Genomic DNA, 16,215 nt, shown 5'->3' with positions numbered 1-16,215 from the left:
TGACGCTTTCGATGCACCACCGTCGGGCCTTGATCCTCGCCGCCGCCTTATGCTGGCTGGGTGTAGCCGTGATCGCATTGGCAGTGCACGGCGGCCATGCCGAAGCTCTCGACCGGACCGGCCTGCTGTTCTGGCGCGACGACACGCTCGAGCCGCTTGGCCCGGTCAAGCTGCTGGAGGCCGTGCGCGACGTGACGGCGCTTGGCGGGGTGCTGCTGCGCAACCTCTTCGCCATCGGCACGATCGTGGCGCTGCTTTTCCTGCGGCAGCGGCGGGAGGCCCTGCTCTTCGCGCTCACCGTCATGGCCGGCTGGCTGGTCAACAGCGCCCTCAAGGCGCTCGTAGGACGCCCACGTCCGGAGATCGTGCCTCATCTCACCGAAGCGGGCGGTAACAGCTTCCCGAGCGGGCATAGCTTCAATGCCGCGGTCATATATATCGCAATGGCGCTAGCCTTCGGGGCGATGAGCAACCGTCCCTCGGTGCGCCGCACGCTCATTGGTGCCGCACTTTTCGGCACCCTTGCAATCGCATGGAGCCGGGTCTGGCTCGGCGTCCACTGGCCGAGCGACGTGGTCGCCGGATGGCTGGGCGGCGCCGGGTGGGCTTTCCTCGCGAACGCCCTGTTTCAGCGCCCCGCGCAGCTTGCCGCCGAGGCGGTCAGCGCGCTGGACAGTCCGCCGGAACCCTCGCCGAAACATTGAAGTTGCGGCTGAGACGCGGCCCGGTGAACCGCGCGTCGCCAAAAGTCACCACGGCGCTGCACCCCTGCCGCTCGATCCGCGCCATCGGCAGTTGCGACCAGGCGAGGAACTTGACGACTTCCGGCGTGGCGACGGCAGCCTTGCGCACCAGTGGATCGGCCATGTTGTCGGTTATAGGATGCTCGGCGGAAACCAGCCCTGCAGGATCGTGGAGCGGATCATAGCGACCATAGAAAATGCGCCCCGCCTGCCGCCAGATCATGTCGCGCCGCCAGAACAGCAAAGGCTCGGGCGAGGCAAAGATACGGTCGGGGTTGAAGGCCGAGTCATTCTGGCGCGGTGCATCCCACGCCATCGCGGAAATCCCGATGTTGAGCGCGATGAAGCCGATCACGCCCGCCAGCGCCGCGACGGCAGGCTTTGCCGATTTCCACCGCCACGCTAGCCACAGCCCCAAACCCATGATCGCCAGCAGCCAGGGCGAGACGATGAACAACCCGTCGGTATGGAACCACCGCCCGCTCGTCGGCGAGAGAAGTTGCACTGCATACGTGTTCTGCAGGTCGAGCAGCGGATGCGTCAGCGCGCCGAGATAGCATAGCGCCAGCAGCCATCCGAACCGCATCGGCAACCCGCTGCGGAAAGTGGCGCCGCGCGATGCCTGCCAGCGATCGAACAGCCAGAGCAACCCCGCCAGCAGGGGCGGCATCAACAACACTCCCCCGACCAGCCCATGCGTGAAGCCTCGGTGCATGGCGAGCGGAGCCCAAGACGCCCAGCCGAAGAACACATCGATGTCCGGCATGTTCGCCGCCAGCACGCAAGCCGCGAGCCCCTTGCGTGTCCGGCGCTTGAGGCCCGTTTCAGCGAGCACCCAGCCGACCAGGCTGTGCGTCAGGTTATCCATGAGAGACAGATAGTTGCATCGCAGACTTTATCGGGTTTGCGATGCAGCATTGCAAGCCGTCAGTCCACGGTCCAAGTCTGTCCCTTGCCAAGCAGCTTCGAAAGGTCCGCACTCTTTCCCGCCGTCAGGCTTGCCCGCTCGGCGACGACGGCACTTTCGAAAGTCGGCGCCGGATCGTCGTAAATCACCCCCAGCGCCATCGGAAACTCACCGAAGGGCATCTCCACCAGCATATGCGCCAGCCCCCGGTTGCGCACATTGTGCACCGCGACTCCCGCCGCCCGCCAATCGCCGTCCACCACATCGACGACCTTCAGCGTCAGCGTATCAAGATCGAGAGACAACCCCTTGGTTTCCTTTGCAAACAACAAAGGATCGCCATCCCGGCAGACGATCTGCATGTCCGACGCGACGGCCTTGGCGGTGAAGTCGTCGAAGCGGTCCTTGTTGTAGACGATGCAGTTCTGGAAGATCTCCAGGAAAGCCGCGCCCCTATGCGCATACGCCGCCTTGAGCACGTCCGGCAGGTCCTTCGATACATCGTAGCCGCGCGCCACGAACCGCGCGCCTGCTCCAAGCGCGAAGGCACAGGGGCTGGCCGGGCGGTCCACCGAGCCGATAGGCGACGTCGGCGAAGGCGTCCCCACCCGGCTGGTCGGCGAATATTGTCCCTTGGTCAGCCCGTAGATCTCATTGTTGAACAGCAGTATCTGGCAGTCGAGATTACGCCGCAGGACATGCATCGTGTGATTGCCGCCGATCGACATGCCGTCCCCGTCACCGGTGACGATCCACACGTCGAGTTCGGGATTGGCCAGCTTGATCCCCGTCGCGACGGCCGGGGCGCGGCCGTGGATGGTGTGGAAGCCATAGCTCTCGACGTAATACGGGAAGCGGCTGGAGCAGCCGATGCCCGATACGAACACGGTGTTCTTCGGGTCCGCACCGACCATCGGCAGGGTGCGCTGCACCGCCTTGAGAATCGCATAGTCGCCGCAGCCGGGGCACCAGCGTACTTCCTGGTCGGTTTCCCAGTCCTTCAGCGTGGTCTGGATCGGGGTCATGTCGTTCATGATGAGATCTATCCTGACGAATTGGGCCTAAGCGCTCAGGGCTTTTCGATTTCCGGTGCCGGAAGCTGCGTCTCGTTGACCGAGACTTCGCCGCCCTCGTTGCCGGGGACCGCATCGAAGAAGGTCGCGATGGCGGCCTCGATCTCGGCGATGGCGAAGGGCTGGCCGCTGGTCTTGGAGAGCGGCACCGCATCGACCAGAAAGTGGTCGCGCAGGACCGTCTTGAACTGCCCGGTGTTCATTTCCGGCACCACGACCTGCTCGAACCCGGCCAGCATCTCGCCGAGGTTCCGGGGCAGCGGCCAGATGTGGCGGACATGAATGTGGCTGACGTCCAGCCCCTTGCGCCGCGCCCGGCGCACCGCCTGATGGATCGGCCCGAAGGTGGATCCCCAGCCGACCACCGCCAGCTTTCCCGACGCCGCCCCGAGCGCCACCTCCTGCGGCGGCACGGCGTCCGCGACGGCGTCCACCTTGGCCTTGCGCGCGTCGGTCTGGGCCTGATGGACGTCGGGAGCATAGTCGATATTGCCGGTATCCACGGCCTTCTCGATGCCGCCGATGCGGTGCATCAGCCCCGGCGTCCCCGGCCTGATCCACGGCCGCACTCCGCGCCGGTCGCGCCTGAAGGGCAGGGGCTTGCCTTCCGGGTTGTTGGTCTCGGTCAGGAATTCCACCGGGAACGGGGTGAAGCCGCCGGGATCAGGCACCTTCCATGGCTCCGAGGCATTGGCGATGTAGCCGTCGGTCAGCAGGATCACCGGCGTCATGAACTGCGTGGCGATGCGGCAGGCCTCGATCGCGCATTCGAAGGCATCGGCAGGCGAGCGCGCGGCGATCACCGGCAGCGGGGCATCGCCGTTGCGCCCGTAGACTGCCTGATAGAGATCCGATTGCTCGGTCTTGGTCGGCAGCCCGGTGGACGGCCCTCCCCGCTGCGAATTGACGATGACCAGCGGCAGTTCGGTCATGATCGCCAGCCCCATCGCCTCCCCCTTGAGCGCGATGCCCGGCCCCGATGAGGACGTGACGCCGAGCTGCCCGGCATAGGACGCCCCGATCGCCGCGCAGATCGCCGCGATCTCGTCCTCGGCCTGGAAGGTGGTGACGCCGAACTCCTTCATCTTCACCAGATGGTGCAGCACTGCCGAAGCGGGCGTGATCGGATAGCCGCCAAAGAACATCGGCAGTCCAGCCAGCTGCGCCCCCGCGACGAGGCCGAGCGACACCGCCTCCGCCCCGGTCACCGTGCGGTAGAGCCCCGGCTCGGTCGGCACCGGATCGATATGCAGCTTGCGCAGCGGGCCGGTGAGTTCCGCCGTCTCGCCGTAGGCATGCCCGGCGTTGAGCGCGGCGATGTTCGCCTCGGCCAGCACCGGCGCCTTCGCGAACTTGGCATGGAGCCAGTCGACCAGCGGCCGGCGGTCGCGGTCGAACATCCACAGCGCCAGGCCCAGCGTCCACATGTTCTTGCAGCGCAGCGCCTCCTTGTTGCCAAGCCCGAAAGGCTTCACCGCCTCCAGCGTCAGCGCCGAGATGTCGAAGGCCAGCACGTCCCACTTCGCGAGGCTGCCGTCCTCCAGCGGGTTTTCTGCGTACTTCGCCTTTTCGAGGTTACGCTTGTTAAACTCGCCGGTGTCGGCGATCACGAGGCCGCCGGGCTTGAGCGCGCCGACGTTCACCTTCAGCGCCGCCGGGTTCATCGCCACCAGAACGTCCGGCGCATCGCCCGCCGTGGTAATCTCCTGCGACCCGAAATTGATCTGGAAAGCGGAGACTCCGAACAGCGTGCCCTGCGGCGCGCGGATCTCGGCAGGAAAGTCCGGGAAGGTGGCCAGATCGTTGCCGGCAAGCGCCGTGGACAGCGTGAACTGGCCACCGGTCAACTGCATCCCGTCGCCCGAGTCGCCCGCGAAGCGAACGACGACCGCTTCTACGGGCGATGTCTCGACAGCGGACGCGTCGGTATCGTGCTCTCCGGCCAGTATCGCCATGGTCTATCCTCTGCTGCCGGTCCGCGCCGGTTTCTGCGTCGAGGCTGCGGACTCAGGTTCCCAATGACAAATTAGTTTTCTCTTGAGCGAACAAACTTCGCGTTTGCCGTCATGGGGAGGAGTGTGGACCTCAATGCGGGCTAGTCAAGCGCCGGTGGTTCCGCCATCCTGTGGCCATGAGGCAGACATGGGTGCAATTCCTGTCGAATCGCGTAGAGAGCCCCTCCCCTTCAATTCGGATTCGCCTATCTCGATGAACGATTTCTCGTCCCTGCCCTATCGCCCCTGCGTCGGGGTCATGCTCGTCAACGCCGACGGTAAGGTCTTCGTCGGCAAGCGCATCGACACGCGTGAAGGCGACTGGTGGCAGATGCCGCAAGGCGGCGTCGACGACGGCGAAGACCTCAAGGAAGCCGCCTTTCGCGAACTGCACGAGGAAACCGGCGTCACCAGGAAGCATGTCAAGCTGCTGTCGCAGACCCGCGAGGAACTGCTCTACGACCTGCCGCCTGAACTTGTCGGCAAGCTGTGGAAGGGCAAATATCGGGGGCAGCGCCAGCATTGGTTCCTCGCCCGGTTCGAAGGAAGCGATGCCGACATCGACCTGAATGCGCACAAGCCAGCCGAGTTCTGCGACTGGAAATGGGTCGAGGCGGCATTGCTGCCGGACCTCATCGTGCCTTTCAAGAAGCGTGTCTATCGTGCTGTTCTGGAAGAGTTCAAGACGCTGATCTGAGGCTTACGTCGTCCCGGACTTGATCCGGGACCGGTGGCCGTGAACCACCGATCTTGCTGCGCGAGCAACACGCTCACACCTAAAGACGGCCACCGGTCCCGGATCAAGTCCGGGACGACGGCGGCGGCAAACCCGCTCAGGCTGAGCCTGTCGAAGCCCCCGCGCAGATAGCGCCGCGCTTCAGTTTTCCGAAACCGCCGTCTTTGGCGTGACCGCATCGGCAGTGACCATGCGCGGCGTCGGCCCCTTGGCGATCGCGCCCGCCAGCGACTGCGCTTCCGCACAGTCCTTGCCGCACAGCGTCTGGAGCCGCGCGAGATTGCGGTTGGCCTTCTCGGTCGCGCCCTTTTCGGCCAGCGCCATCCCTTCGCCCGCCAGCGCCGTGACGTTGCGCGGATCGCTGGTCAGCGCGACACGGTAGTAATGCAAAGCCTTGCCCTGCATGCCTTGACGGCGCGTGGCGTCGGCCAGCGAGAGCAGCACGGTCACGCTGCCAGGCTCGACCGTCAGCGCCGATTCATAGGCGTCGATCGCCCCGTCAATGTTGCCCGCCGCAGCGGCGGCGCGGCCCTCGCTCAGCAGCATGGTGGCGCGCGGATCGAGTTGCTCGGGCGGTTGCGACAGAAGGACGCTGGAGGACGTGGCGGCTAGCAGGGAAAGGGCAACGGCAACGGGCGTATAACGCATCAGCAGGTCCTTGGCCGAGGTTTTCGTCCTCATCATGACGTGACGCTATCACAGCCTGACGAAGCGCGCGACGAAAAACCCGTCGGTTCCATCGCGCGAGGGAGAGAGACGCAGGCCGGCGCCGCGCGGGGTTCCGGCGGGCAAAACAGGCAGTTCGGCGCGCCAGTCGGGATGGCGGGTCAAGAAACCTTCGGCCTGATCCGCGCCTTCCGCGTCGAGCAGCGAGCAGGTCACGAAGACCAGCCGCCCGCCCGGCTTCACCAGCGTCGCCGCGATGTCGAGCAGGCGTGACTGAATCGCCACGTAGCGTTCAAGCTGCTTGTCGGTCAGGCGCCAGCGCGCTTCCGGGTTGCGGCGCCAGGTGCCGGCACCCGAGCACGGCGCATCGACGAGCACCGCATCGGCCGCGCCGACGAAAGGCTCAAGCGCCTGCATCTCGCGGTTGGCGTCGAGGAGCAAAGTCTCGATCCCGGTCGCCCCGGCCCGCTCGGCGCGGGGCGGCAGGCGTTGCAGGCGCGCGCGGTCGGCGTCGCAGGCGATCAGCCGCCCGGCGTTCTCCATCGCTGCGGCGAGCGCGAGGGTCTTGCCCCCTGCCCCGGCGCACAAGTCGATCACCGTCTCGCCCGGCCGCGCGGCCACGACCTCGCAGGTGAGTTGCGAGCCCGCATCCTGCACCTCAATCGTGCCTTCGAGGTAAGCGGGCGACTGCTCGATCTTCGTCTCGGGCGGGTAGCGCCAGCCGTGCGCGGCGACGGTCTTCTCCCCGCCTTCGGGGAGGTCGAGACTGCCGGACTTAAGCGTGTTGACGCGGATGTCGAGCGGCGCGCGGTCCAGCAGGGCTTCAGGATGTTCGACGCCGCTGTCGGCGAGGCGCTGCATCAGCCATGCCGGAGCGACACCGGCCTCGGCCTTGGGCTCGGCGGCATCGATCGGTGCAGGTGCGTGGCGCGATCCGTCGAACAGAGCCGCAATTTGCGGGTCGATATCCGCGACACGCAGCATGGCGGTGCGGCCGGTCGCGGGGATTTCCCCGCAGGCGCGGATGGCGCGGTAGGCGAGTTCACGAACCGCGCGGCGGTCCCCGCTCCCTGCCCAGCGGCGGGCGCGGAACCACTCGGAAATCAGGCGATCGGCAGGCGCGCCGTTGGACCGCGCGGCCTCGATGACGAGATCGAGCACCTCAATGGCTGCCTGAATGCGGGCTGCGGGGGTCAATTCACCCCTCCCGCCTGCAGGAGAAGCCGAGGGTGGGCGCATGAGAACGCGAGGTCGGCGTCAGTGCCCACCCCGCTGCGACTAAGGGCCTGCGGCCCAAGTCTCGCTACCCCTCCCGCTTGCGGGAGGGGGTTAGCTGCCTCAGCGCGTCGGATAGTTCGGTGCCTCGCGGGTGATCGTCACGTCGTGGACGTGGCTCTCGCGCAGGCCCGCATTGGTGATGCGGATGAACTTGGAGTTCTTGCGCAGGTCCTCGATCGTCGCCGAGCCGGTGTAGCCCATCGCCGCCTTGATGCCGCCCACCAGCTGGTGGATGACGTCCTTGGCGGCGCCCTTGAACGCGACCTGGCCTTCGATGCCCTCGGGCACCAGCTTCATCTGGTCCTTGATGTCGCCCTGGAAGTAGCGGTCCGCCGAGCCGCGGCCCATCGCGCCGACCGAGCCCATGCCGCGGTACGACTTGTAGGCGCGGCCCTGGTACAGGAACGTCTCGCCCGGCGCTTCCTCGGTGCCTGCGAGCATCGAGCCGACCATGATCGTCGAGGCACCGGCGGCCAGCGCCTTGGCGGCGTCACCCGAAGTGCGCAGGCCGCCGTCGGCGATGACCGGCACGCCCGCCTTCTCGGCTTCCTCGGCGGCTTCCATCACAGCGGTGAGCTGCGGCACGCCGACACCCGCGACGATGCGCGTGGTGCAGATCGAGCCCGGACCGATGCCCACCTTCACGCAGTCCGCGCCCGCGTCGATCAGCGCCTTGGCGGCTTCGGCGGTGGCGATGTTGCCGGCGATGACCTGCGCCGAATTCGACAGCTTCTTCACCCGCTCGACCGCCAGAGCAACGTCGCGGTTGTGGCCATGCGCGGTGTCGATGACGACAACGTCGCACTCGGCCGCCAGCAGCGCCTCGGTGCGGGCGAAGCCCTTGTCGCCCACGGTGGTGGCGGCGGCGACGCGCAGGCGGCCTGCTTCGTCCTTGGTCGCCTCGGGGAAAAGGACGGCCTTCTCGATGTCCTTGACGGTGATGAGGCCGACGCAGTGGAAGCCCTCATCGACGACCAGCAGCTTCTCGATGCGGCGGGCGTGCAGCAGGCGGCGCGCCTCGTCCTGATCGACGCCGACCTTCACGGTTGCGAGGTTCTCATGCGTCATCAGTTCGCGCACCGGCTGCGCGGCGTTGGCGGCAAAACGCACGTCGCGGTTGGTGAGGATGCCGACGAGCTTGCCCGACGCCTCGACCACCGGGATGCCGCTGATGCGATTCGCGGTCATCAGCGCCTGCGCCTCGCCCAGCGTGGCATCGGGGCCGATGGTGATGGGATTGACGACCATGCCGCTCTCGAAGCGCTTGACCTGGCGGACGGCGGCAACCTGCTCCTCGATCGACAGGTTACGGTGCAGCACGCCGATCCCGCCCATCTGCGCCATGACGATCGCCATCTGCGCCTCGGTCACGGTGTCCATGGCGGAGGAGATTACAGGGATGTTCAGCCCGATGGTGCGGGTCAGCATGGAGCGGGTATCGGCCTGGGTGGGGACGATGTCGGACTTGGCGGGACGCAGGAGTACGTCGTCGAAAGTGAGTCCGAGCTGGATATCCATGTGCGCCACCAATGCCTTCGAGGGGAGAATCGTGGCGGCCCATGTAATCAAAGGGGGCGGTTTGGGCTAGGGGGCGAATCCCATGTTTTTCGCGTTTCTGGTGTGACAGGTCCGGCTATTTCGCCGAGACCGGCGCCTTTGCCACCATGGGCGTGACCGGCACCTTGCGCGTATCGGCGAACCAGCGGCCCAGCGCAGTCAGCATCTTCACGTCGTCGCTGGCCCCGCCAAGCTCGATCGGGTGGGACAGATCGTCGCTCGGCCGGTGATAGTCGCCGTCGAAGAAGGCACGCATCCGCTCGATGTCGCCATAGGACGTCGTCACCATGACGGCGGGAATGTCGTGCTGCAGCAAGGCCCAGCCATCCTGCCGTTTCACGTATTCATTGGCGTCGTTGTTCTCGCGCAGCTTGAAGCCTTCCGCCTTGGCGACCTTGGCGATGTCCTTGTCGAGCCCGGTCATGCCCCGTCCGACGATGGCGAAGGGCGTCTTGCGCGGCGCGATCGCGATCGAATCAATGTTGAAGGCCGCGACGATCCGCTCCAGCGGCAGCGGCGGGCTCTCGGCAAAGGCGTGCGCGCCCAGCAGCCCGAGTTCCTCCGCCGTGGTGGCGAGGAAATAGACGTCGCGGTCCATCTGCGGGCTGCGCGACAGACGGCGCGCCACTTCGGTCAACGCTGCGACGCCGCTGGCGTTGTCTACTGCTCCGTTGCAGATGACGTCCTCGGCGGGAGGCTCGCCGCATTCTCCGAAATGGTCCCAATGAGCCACGAACAGCACCGCGCCCGCCTGCTTGCTGCGCCCCGGCAGCTTGCCGATCAGGTTATGCGTTCGGATCGTCGTCTCGTCCGTCGCGGCTTCCAGCGAGGCGGTGACGTCCAGCACGATGGGCGCGAAATCGTCCTTGCTTGCCGCCTGCTCCAGATCATCGAAAGTATGAGCGGTGCCCTTGAGCAGGGTTTCCATCGTCGCGCGGCCGATGAACGCCTCAAGATCGCCGCCCAGCGCCTCGTCCGAGAGCGCGTAGCCCGAACGCCGACGCCGGGCCGCGACCTCGTCCAGCGTGCGCTCGCCGTCGAGCACGGTCAGCACGGCCGAGGCGCCCAGAGCCAACAGCTCATTCTGGCGCGCACTGTCGGGGGTATTGCCGTCGAGCACCACGGCGATGCGGCCTGCCAGTTCGTTGCGGGTGAAGTCCTGGCTGCGCGCGCGGCCGACGAACAGCAGCGGCGCATTGCGCACCAGCGAACGCTTGCCAGAGGTGAAGACCAGTACGTCGCTAGGCGCAATGGTGGCGCGGAAGCCCTTGCGCAGGAAGCGGGCGGAACCGCTCGACGGTTCGTGAGCGACGACAGTAACCGGCGCAAACCACTCATTGCCCGGATCATTGGTGCCCGAAACGAGGCCGATGTCGAACCACTGCTTGGCGAGGTAGCGCAGCGTCTTCGCCTCGCCATCGGTACCGGGTTCACGGCCGTCGAAGTCGTCGCTGGCGAGCATCTGGATATGCGCGCGCAGCCGGTCCTCGATCTCGCGGTCGGCGCGGCTGACGCTGGCGGCAACGACGCCGATGGGAACTCCTACGGCGAAAAGCGCGAAGAACGCTGCCGTCCTCCACGCACTTTTCCCTGCTGCACGTCCCACTGCCCGGATGCCCGACTTCATTTCACCGCACCTATACGACACATTTTCGAGCACGGTTGTAAAATTTCCTCCAATCGCGTGCAGTTGCAACATTTCCAGCTTCATCCGGCGATAATGACGCAGCCGCGCAACACTCGGGAGACTTGCGGAACACCCCCGAGTTCTGCGAATTGATCTGCACGCGAGACGCTGCCCGGCAACGGCGAAAAGAGGATACGGCACCCATGCGGCTGGACGATTTCGACCCCGACAACATCAAGGTCACCGAAGGCGGCAGCCGCGGCGGCGGCTTCTCCCTCGGCGGCGGCAAGCTGGGCTGCGGCGGCCTGATCATCGTGCTGATCGGCGCCCTAGTCTTCGGCGTGGACCCGGGACAAATGCTCGGCACGCTGGAGAACGTGCAGCAGCAGACGCCGACCACCACGCAGCAACCGGCGGGCGGCTCGCGCAGCGCGACCGAAATCTGCACGCAGAACGCCTACTCGCGCGAATCGTGCAATGCGCTGTCCTCGCTCGATAAGACCTGGCAGCCGTTGTTCCAGAAGGCCAACGTACCCTTCGAGCAGCCGATGCTGCACTTCTACACCGGCGGCACCCGCAGCGGCTGCGGCGCGGCGAGCAGCGCGATGGGGCCGTTCTACTGCCCCGCCGATCAGGGCATCTATATCGACGTCAGCTTCTACGACCAGATGGACAAGCAACTCGGCGCCCGGGGCGACTTCGCGCGCTATTATGTGATGGCGCATGAGTACGGGCACCATGTCCAGCACCTCACCGGCCTCGACCAGCAGGTGCGCAAGGCGCAGCAGCAGAACCCCCGGCAGGAGAACGCCCTGCAGGTGAAGATGGAACTGCAGGCAGACTGCTACGCGGGCGTATGGGCCGCCAGGAACCGCGACCGCATCGAGCCCGGCGACATGGAGGAAGGCCTGACCGCCGCCAGCGCGATCGGCGACGACACGCTGATGAAGAACGCCGGACAGGCGGTGACGCCGGAGAGTTTCACCCACGGCTCCAGCGCCGAGCGCATGCGCTGGCTCAAGCGCGGCCTCGAAACCGGGAACGAGGACGCGTGTGACACGTTCTCTTCAACAGGATGACATCACAGGCGTGAGCGGACCCGGTGGCGGATCGGCGACCGCGCGCCGGGGACAGGAGAACAGGGACATGAGCCGCAAGTGGCTGGGTGCGATCGTCGTTGCGAGTTTGAGTGCGGGCATTGTGGCCTCGCCAGCGACGGCACGGCAGGAAGACAAGCCGATAACCTCGCGCGATCCCGATGCGATGGACGTGGCTAAGACCCCCGTGAACGACCTCAACGTAGGGCGTGATGGCGAAATCCCCCCGCTCCTCGTCAAGGCCACCGCGCAGCCCTACACGTTGAGCGGCTTGACCAAGTGCCGTCAGATCGCCGGGGCGATCCAGCAGCTCGACGAAGTTCTCGGCCCCGACATCGACCTTCCCGCCGAGGAGCGTGACCGGATCAGCGCCGGGCGCGTGGGCAAGTGGGTGGTCGCCTCGTTCATCCCCTTCCGTGGCCTGATCCGCGAGGTCTCGGGCGCCAACGCGCAGGACCGCAAGGTCAATGCGGCGATCCAGGCGGGCCTGACCCGCCGCGGCTTCCTCAAGGGCGTCGGCTCGGCCAAGGGCTGCCGCTATCCCGCCTCCCCTGCCCCGGCCAGCGTGGTCCAGGCGCGCATGGACGAACTGAAGGCGATGGAGCAGGAAAAGGACGCGAAGAAGAAGGCGAAATCCGAGGCCAAGGCCGACGCGAAGTCCGATCGCGACCTTGCCTTCAAGACCGAACCCGACGCCCGCCAGCCAGTCCCCAAGAACTGACGGCCGCGTGATGCTTCGGGCACTTTGCACGGTCAGTGCACTCGCGTTGATGTTGTCGGCCTGCGGCGGGGGGCCATCCGCGCCAGCGACCAGCGAAGCGCCTTCGTCAGCACCTGTCGCCAGCTTGAACGCCGAGTCTACCGAGGCGCCACCGCACAGCATGCCCGCTTCCGCTGCCGCCGAAGCCGGGCCGATTGCCTGCTCGTCCGAAATCGGCGAAGCGGCGGCGCGCAAGCTCGTCGCGCAGTGTATCGCTGTTTCTCACGCGACGCGCCCGCCATGCAACGCCGCCAACTCCTGCGCGATGATCCGTAGCGAAGTGGCGCGCGGCTGTGCCATTCTCGGTGAAGAGTGGGCTAAGACACCGGAATGCGGCGGTATCGATCCCATCGGCAAGGAGGCTGCCGCCGACATGGTCGATCGCTACTACGCCGCGATCAACGCGCGCGACTATGCCTCTGCATGGACGCTGTGGGGGCCGGATGGCGGCCCTAGCGGCCAGACCTTGCAAGCGTTCAGCGACGGTTACGCCCACACCCGCCGCGTCCACGTCGATATCGGCAAGGTGTCGGACGTCGAGGGCGGCGCCGGGTCGATCTACGTGACCGTTCCGGTGACGGTCGATGCCGAACTCGATAACGGCCGCCGTCAGCGATTTACCGGCACCTATGCGCTACGCCAGATCAATCGCGGCATGGGCATCTCGCAAGGCTGGCACATCACCTCGGCGAAGCTGCGGACGCTCTGAACACTCGTCATTGCGAGCGAAGCGAAGCAATCCAGGGTGGCGTAGTAATGCCCTGGATTGCTTCGCTTCGCTCGCAATGACGAGGTGAGATTGAGCAAGCCGAAGTTAGCTAGCCCATATCAATTCGCATTCGCCTCGCGATGGGCGTCGGCGATCTCTCCGTCGAAGTCGGCGAGGATTTCCGAGCGGACCTTCGCATCCAGCGCACGGTCTGCCGCGATCGAGGCCCGGGCGCTGCGCAGGGCATTCACTGCCGCAAATTTCGCGGCCTTGGGCTCGCCGGTGCAGATGACCACCGATGCACTAGACCCGTTGCCTTCGCGGCTCGCCTCGCGGCGGCGGCTGTCGGCGGGGCAATTCTCGTCGAGCACCATGGTCCGGGCAGAAACGCGCGAGCCGTCCTTCTGCACGATGCGAATGGTATGCCGCTTGCCATCGGCCGAGACCGATTCCTCCACCTTGGGCGCGCGCGTCAAGGCTTCTGCGGCCATGCGCTGTGCTTCCGTCGAACGGCGCTGCGCATTGGCCACGCTGCGCTGGGCATCCGCCGCGCTGCGCAAGCGGTCGTGCATCTGGCGAACATCGTCGGCCGTCATCGTCTTGCGCATCGTGACCCGGGCGTTCGGCATCGGACGAGGCGCCGGTGCGGCGAGAGCGGAGGGGGCGGCAGGGGGAGCCGGAGGTGCGGGAGGAACCGGCGGCACCGGCGCCGCGATGCCTTCCGCCATATCGACATCCGGCATTTCCGGCGGCTCGGGCGCCTCGGGGGGCTCCGGCAGGTCGCCCTCGGCCAGCGCCTCGGGAGCTTCAGGCGGCACAGGCGGCTGCGGGGCGTACGGCATCGCCGAATGATGCGCCTGCGGGGGGGCTTCCGGCACGGGGACCGGATCGGCCTCCGCCTCGTCCATCGCGGCATAGCTGACCGTCGCGGTAGCAGGCACCGCGACGATGGCCAGCGCGAAGAGGCTGCGGGCGAGCAGCCGCCGTGTCGGGCTGACATCGGCAGCCGCCAGTGCCTTGAGGCGCTGGATGATCGGCTTCTCGCCCGAAAGCGGCCCGGCCATCGGCGCGGCCAGACCAAGCCGTGTTCCGCCCGCCATCGAGGCGATCAGGCGGCCATAGCGCGCCCGCTCGGCTCGAGTGCGGCCCGCCATGACGCGCGCGTCACAGAACGCCTCCTGATCGGCCCTCACCGCGCGCCAACCGGCCCAGCCGATCGGATTGAACCAGTGCAGCGCGAACAGCGGCTGCATCACGATCAGCGCCAGCAGGTCGCTGCCCGCGTGGTGCTCCATCTCGTGCGCGATGGCGAAGTCGGAAGTCTCGGAGTCCGCGTCCGCCAGAAAGCCCTGCGGCAGCGCGACGACCTTGTCGAACACCCCGAAGGCAAGCGGCGCGGTGATCGCGGATGTCTCGACAATGCGTACGGTATCGGAATGCGCGACGACGCGCGCACCGTCGAGCAGGTCACGCCGCATCCAGCGATAGGTGATGGTGCGCCAGGCGATGAACAGCACCGCACCGCCGAGCCAGACGGCCAGCCCCAGCGTCATCCACGGCATTTGTGCCAGCAGCCCCGGATCGACCGAGGTGGAGGTAACCACTTCGGCGGCGGGCAGTGCGGCAATGCCTTCAGTGACTGCGGGAACCATGACCGCCTCGACCGGTATGGCGGACTGCACCCCGGCGGCCGACGCGGTGATCGGCTCAACTCCGAAATGCAGGTTGGACAGCAAGCCGTGCTCCATGAAGCGGGGCAGCGCCAGTGGAGGCAGCACCAACCGTATCATCGGCAGCGCCCAGAGCGCATAAGCCGCGCCCGGGCCGAACCAGCGCGCCACGGGGCGGCGGACGAGCAGCACCAGCGCCATCAGCACGCCGGTCGCCAGAAGCGTATCGGTAAGCCACTCGGTCATGACTTCAGCTCCTTCAGCAGGGCTTCGATCTCGGCAATGTCGTCGTCGCTGAGTTGTTCGCTCTGCGCCAGGTGCGCGAAAAGCGGCGCCGCGCGGCCGCCGAACAGGCGGTCCACGAGGCGGCGGCTTTCCGCACCGACATAGACTGTACGCGCGATGCGAGGGGAGTAAAGGAAGCGCTTGCCGTCAGGCTCGGTCTCGACCGCCTGCTTGGCGACGAGGCGCGACAGCAGCGTCTTGACCGTGGCGAGGCTCCAGCCGCGCGGACCGCAGACTTCCTCGCAGACTTCCTGGGCAGTGAGTGGAGAGCGCTGCCACAGCGCCTCCATCACCGCATGCTCGGCTTCGGAAATGCGGTCGGGCTGTTCAGGGGACTCGGACACCCATCTCTCCATCGTCTACACACGTAATCGACTACGTCTGTAAACATGAACGGTGGGTGAATGTCAACTCAGCTGCGCTTGAGCAGCAGGGCCAGCTGGATCAGGAAAACCGCACGCACCGTAAGGCTGATCGCGACGATGATGGCGAGGAAAGCAAGGCCCGTCGCCGGGCTGGCAAACAGCAGGACCAGCCCCAGCACCACGTCGAGCACGCCGAGTAGCAGGCGCCAGCCCTTGTCGTGGCGGGCCTTGAGCGCGAAGGCGATCTGGAACACGCCGGAGACGACCAGCCATAGCCCGATGGCGATGACCAGCGACAGCGCGCCCGCAACCGGGTCTGCCACAGCGAAGATGCCCGCCAGCAGCGCGAGGACGCCGAGCAGGATCTCCGTCCACCGTGCGCGGCTCGACAGCGAGGTCCAGCCCGCCGCGATCGCCGCCACGCCCGCAACGATGAGGATCACACCAAGGATCAGCCCGGTCGCCACGCCCGCCACCAGCGGATTGAGTAGTACGATCAGCGCAGCAAGGATCAGCAGCACGCCGTAGCCCATCACCCAGCCCCAGGTACTACCGGGCGCGCGCTCCATCTCGCGCACGAGCGGGTCGCGGTGCACATTGGGCTCAAACAAGGGATCGACGTCGGTGCGTTGCATGGGGGTTCCTTTCACCCGCTGCAATGCACGGCAGGGCGAAGGGTTGCGCGCCGACGCGCCCACCCCGCTGCGACTAGGGCCTGCGGCCCAAGTCTCGCTCCCCTCCCGCAAGC

At 66.6% G+C, this 16,215-nt stretch carries 15 protein-coding genes; 5 read left to right on the top strand and 10 right to left on the bottom strand.

All coding sequences use genetic code 11. The annotated features are described in order from the left end of the window. The first annotated feature begins 11 nt into the window (after nt 1-11). The gene (locus QRN25_RS16655) at nt 12-704 is read left to right on the top strand and encodes a phosphatase PAP2 family protein (RefSeq protein WP_271181163.1); all 693 of its coding nucleotides are present in this window, start codon (nt 12-14) and stop codon (nt 702-704) included. Here QRN25_RS16655 and QRN25_RS16650 read toward each other — a convergent pair. The 3 genes from QRN25_RS16650 to QRN25_RS16640 are packed head-to-tail and all read right to left on the bottom strand — an operon-like array spanning nt 661 to nt 4,678. After that, entirely contained in the window at nt 661-1,611 is a 951-nt protein-coding gene (locus tag QRN25_RS16650; RefSeq protein WP_285020342.1) for a metal-dependent hydrolase, read from the bottom strand. The two genes, QRN25_RS16655 and QRN25_RS16650, sit on opposite strands and share 44 nt — an antisense overlap. A gap of 59 nt (nt 1,612-1,670) precedes the next feature. Then, a complete protein-coding gene (locus QRN25_RS16645; protein ID WP_285020341.1) occupies nt 1,671-2,684 on the bottom strand; it encodes a 2-oxoacid:ferredoxin oxidoreductase subunit beta in 1,014 nt (337 codons plus the stop codon). A gap of 35 nt (nt 2,685-2,719) precedes the next feature. Next, on the bottom strand, nt 2,720-4,678 hold the full coding sequence (locus tag QRN25_RS16640; protein ID WP_285020339.1) for a 2-oxoacid:acceptor oxidoreductase subunit alpha: 1,959 nt from the start codon (nt 4,676-4,678) through the stop codon (nt 2,720-2,722). A gap of 253 nt (nt 4,679-4,931) precedes the next feature. Between QRN25_RS16640 and QRN25_RS16635 the strand changes: the two genes are divergently transcribed. Continuing rightward, nucleotides 4,932-5,414 (top strand): RNA pyrophosphohydrolase, encoded by a 483-nt coding sequence (locus QRN25_RS16635; protein ID WP_008831310.1) that lies wholly within the window; start codon nt 4,932-4,934, stop codon nt 5,412-5,414. Nucleotides 5,415-5,594: 180 nt separating this feature from the next. Here QRN25_RS16635 and QRN25_RS16630 read toward each other — a convergent pair whose 3' ends face one another. From QRN25_RS16630 to QRN25_RS16615, 4 genes are all read right to left on the bottom strand, one after another. Continuing rightward, a complete protein-coding gene (locus tag QRN25_RS16630; protein ID WP_285020336.1) occupies nt 5,595-6,137 on the bottom strand; it encodes a tetratricopeptide repeat protein in 543 nt (180 codons plus the stop codon). Between the two features lie 12 nt (nt 6,138-6,149). Next, nucleotides 6,150-7,316 carry an RsmB/NOP family class I SAM-dependent RNA methyltransferase gene (locus QRN25_RS16625; RefSeq protein ID WP_285020334.1) on the bottom strand — a complete coding sequence of 389 codons (1,167 nt, stop codon included), beginning with the start codon at nt 7,314-7,316 and terminating at the stop codon, nt 6,150-6,152. Between the two features lie 141 nt (nt 7,317-7,457). Then, nucleotides 7,458-8,915, bottom strand: a complete 1,458-nt coding sequence (gene guaB / locus QRN25_RS16620; RefSeq protein ID WP_069708019.1) for an IMP dehydrogenase — start codon at nt 8,913-8,915, stop codon at nt 7,458-7,460. A gap of 115 nt (nt 8,916-9,030) precedes the next feature. Further along, the gene (locus tag QRN25_RS16615; RefSeq protein WP_285020332.1) at nt 9,031-10,581 is read right to left on the bottom strand and encodes a M28 family peptidase; all 1,551 of its coding nucleotides are present in this window, start codon (nt 10,579-10,581) and stop codon (nt 9,031-9,033) included. A gap of 203 nt (nt 10,582-10,784) precedes the next feature. On the opposite strand from QRN25_RS16615, the gene ypfJ reads away from it, so the two are divergent. The 3 genes from ypfJ to QRN25_RS16600 all read left to right on the top strand — a co-directional run bounded on the left by ypfJ (nt 10,785) and on the right by QRN25_RS16600 (nt 13,147). Beyond that, the gene (ypfJ, locus tag QRN25_RS16610) at nt 10,785-11,660 is read left to right on the top strand and encodes a KPN_02809 family neutral zinc metallopeptidase (protein ID WP_285020331.1); all 876 of its coding nucleotides are present in this window, start codon (nt 10,785-10,787) and stop codon (nt 11,658-11,660) included. 67 nt (nt 11,661-11,727) lie between these two features. Then, nucleotides 11,728-12,399: a hypothetical protein gene (locus QRN25_RS16605; RefSeq protein WP_271181172.1), complete on the top strand. Its 672-nt coding sequence runs from the start codon at nt 11,728-11,730 to the stop codon at nt 12,397-12,399. 160 nt (nt 12,400-12,559) lie between these two features. Further along, a complete protein-coding gene (locus tag QRN25_RS16600; RefSeq protein ID WP_285020330.1) occupies nt 12,560-13,147 on the top strand; it encodes a hypothetical protein in 588 nt (195 codons plus the stop codon). 119 nt (nt 13,148-13,266) lie between these two features. Here QRN25_RS16600 and QRN25_RS16595 read toward each other — a convergent pair whose 3' ends face one another. From QRN25_RS16595 to QRN25_RS16585, 3 genes are read right to left on the bottom strand one after another with little or no spacing between them, the layout of a single operon-like run. Beyond that, nucleotides 13,267-15,063 carry a M56 family metallopeptidase gene (locus tag QRN25_RS16595; protein WP_285020329.1) on the bottom strand — a complete coding sequence of 599 codons (1,797 nt, stop codon included), beginning with the start codon at nt 15,061-15,063 and terminating at the stop codon, nt 13,267-13,269. Continuing rightward, nucleotides 15,060-15,458 (bottom strand): BlaI/MecI/CopY family transcriptional regulator, encoded by a 399-nt coding sequence (locus QRN25_RS16590; protein WP_271181175.1) that lies wholly within the window; start codon nt 15,456-15,458, stop codon nt 15,060-15,062. Before QRN25_RS16590 ends, QRN25_RS16595 begins: the two co-directional genes overlap by 4 nt. Nucleotides 15,459-15,514: 56 nt before the next feature. Further along, complete coding sequence (locus QRN25_RS16585; protein WP_285020327.1) at nt 15,515-16,102, bottom strand: HdeD family acid-resistance protein; 588 nt, start codon at nt 16,100-16,102, stop codon at nt 15,515-15,517. Nucleotides 16,103-16,215: the final 113 nt, after the last annotated feature.

Origin of the sequence: Novosphingobium sp. fls2-241-R2A-195, assembly GCF_030209485.1 — a bacterium.
Taxonomy (GTDB): domain Bacteria; phylum Pseudomonadota; class Alphaproteobacteria; order Sphingomonadales; family Sphingomonadaceae; genus Novosphingobium; species Novosphingobium resinovorum.
The sequence above is the reverse complement of the archived record's forward strand: the minus strand, read 5'-3'. Positions and strand labels throughout refer to the sequence as shown.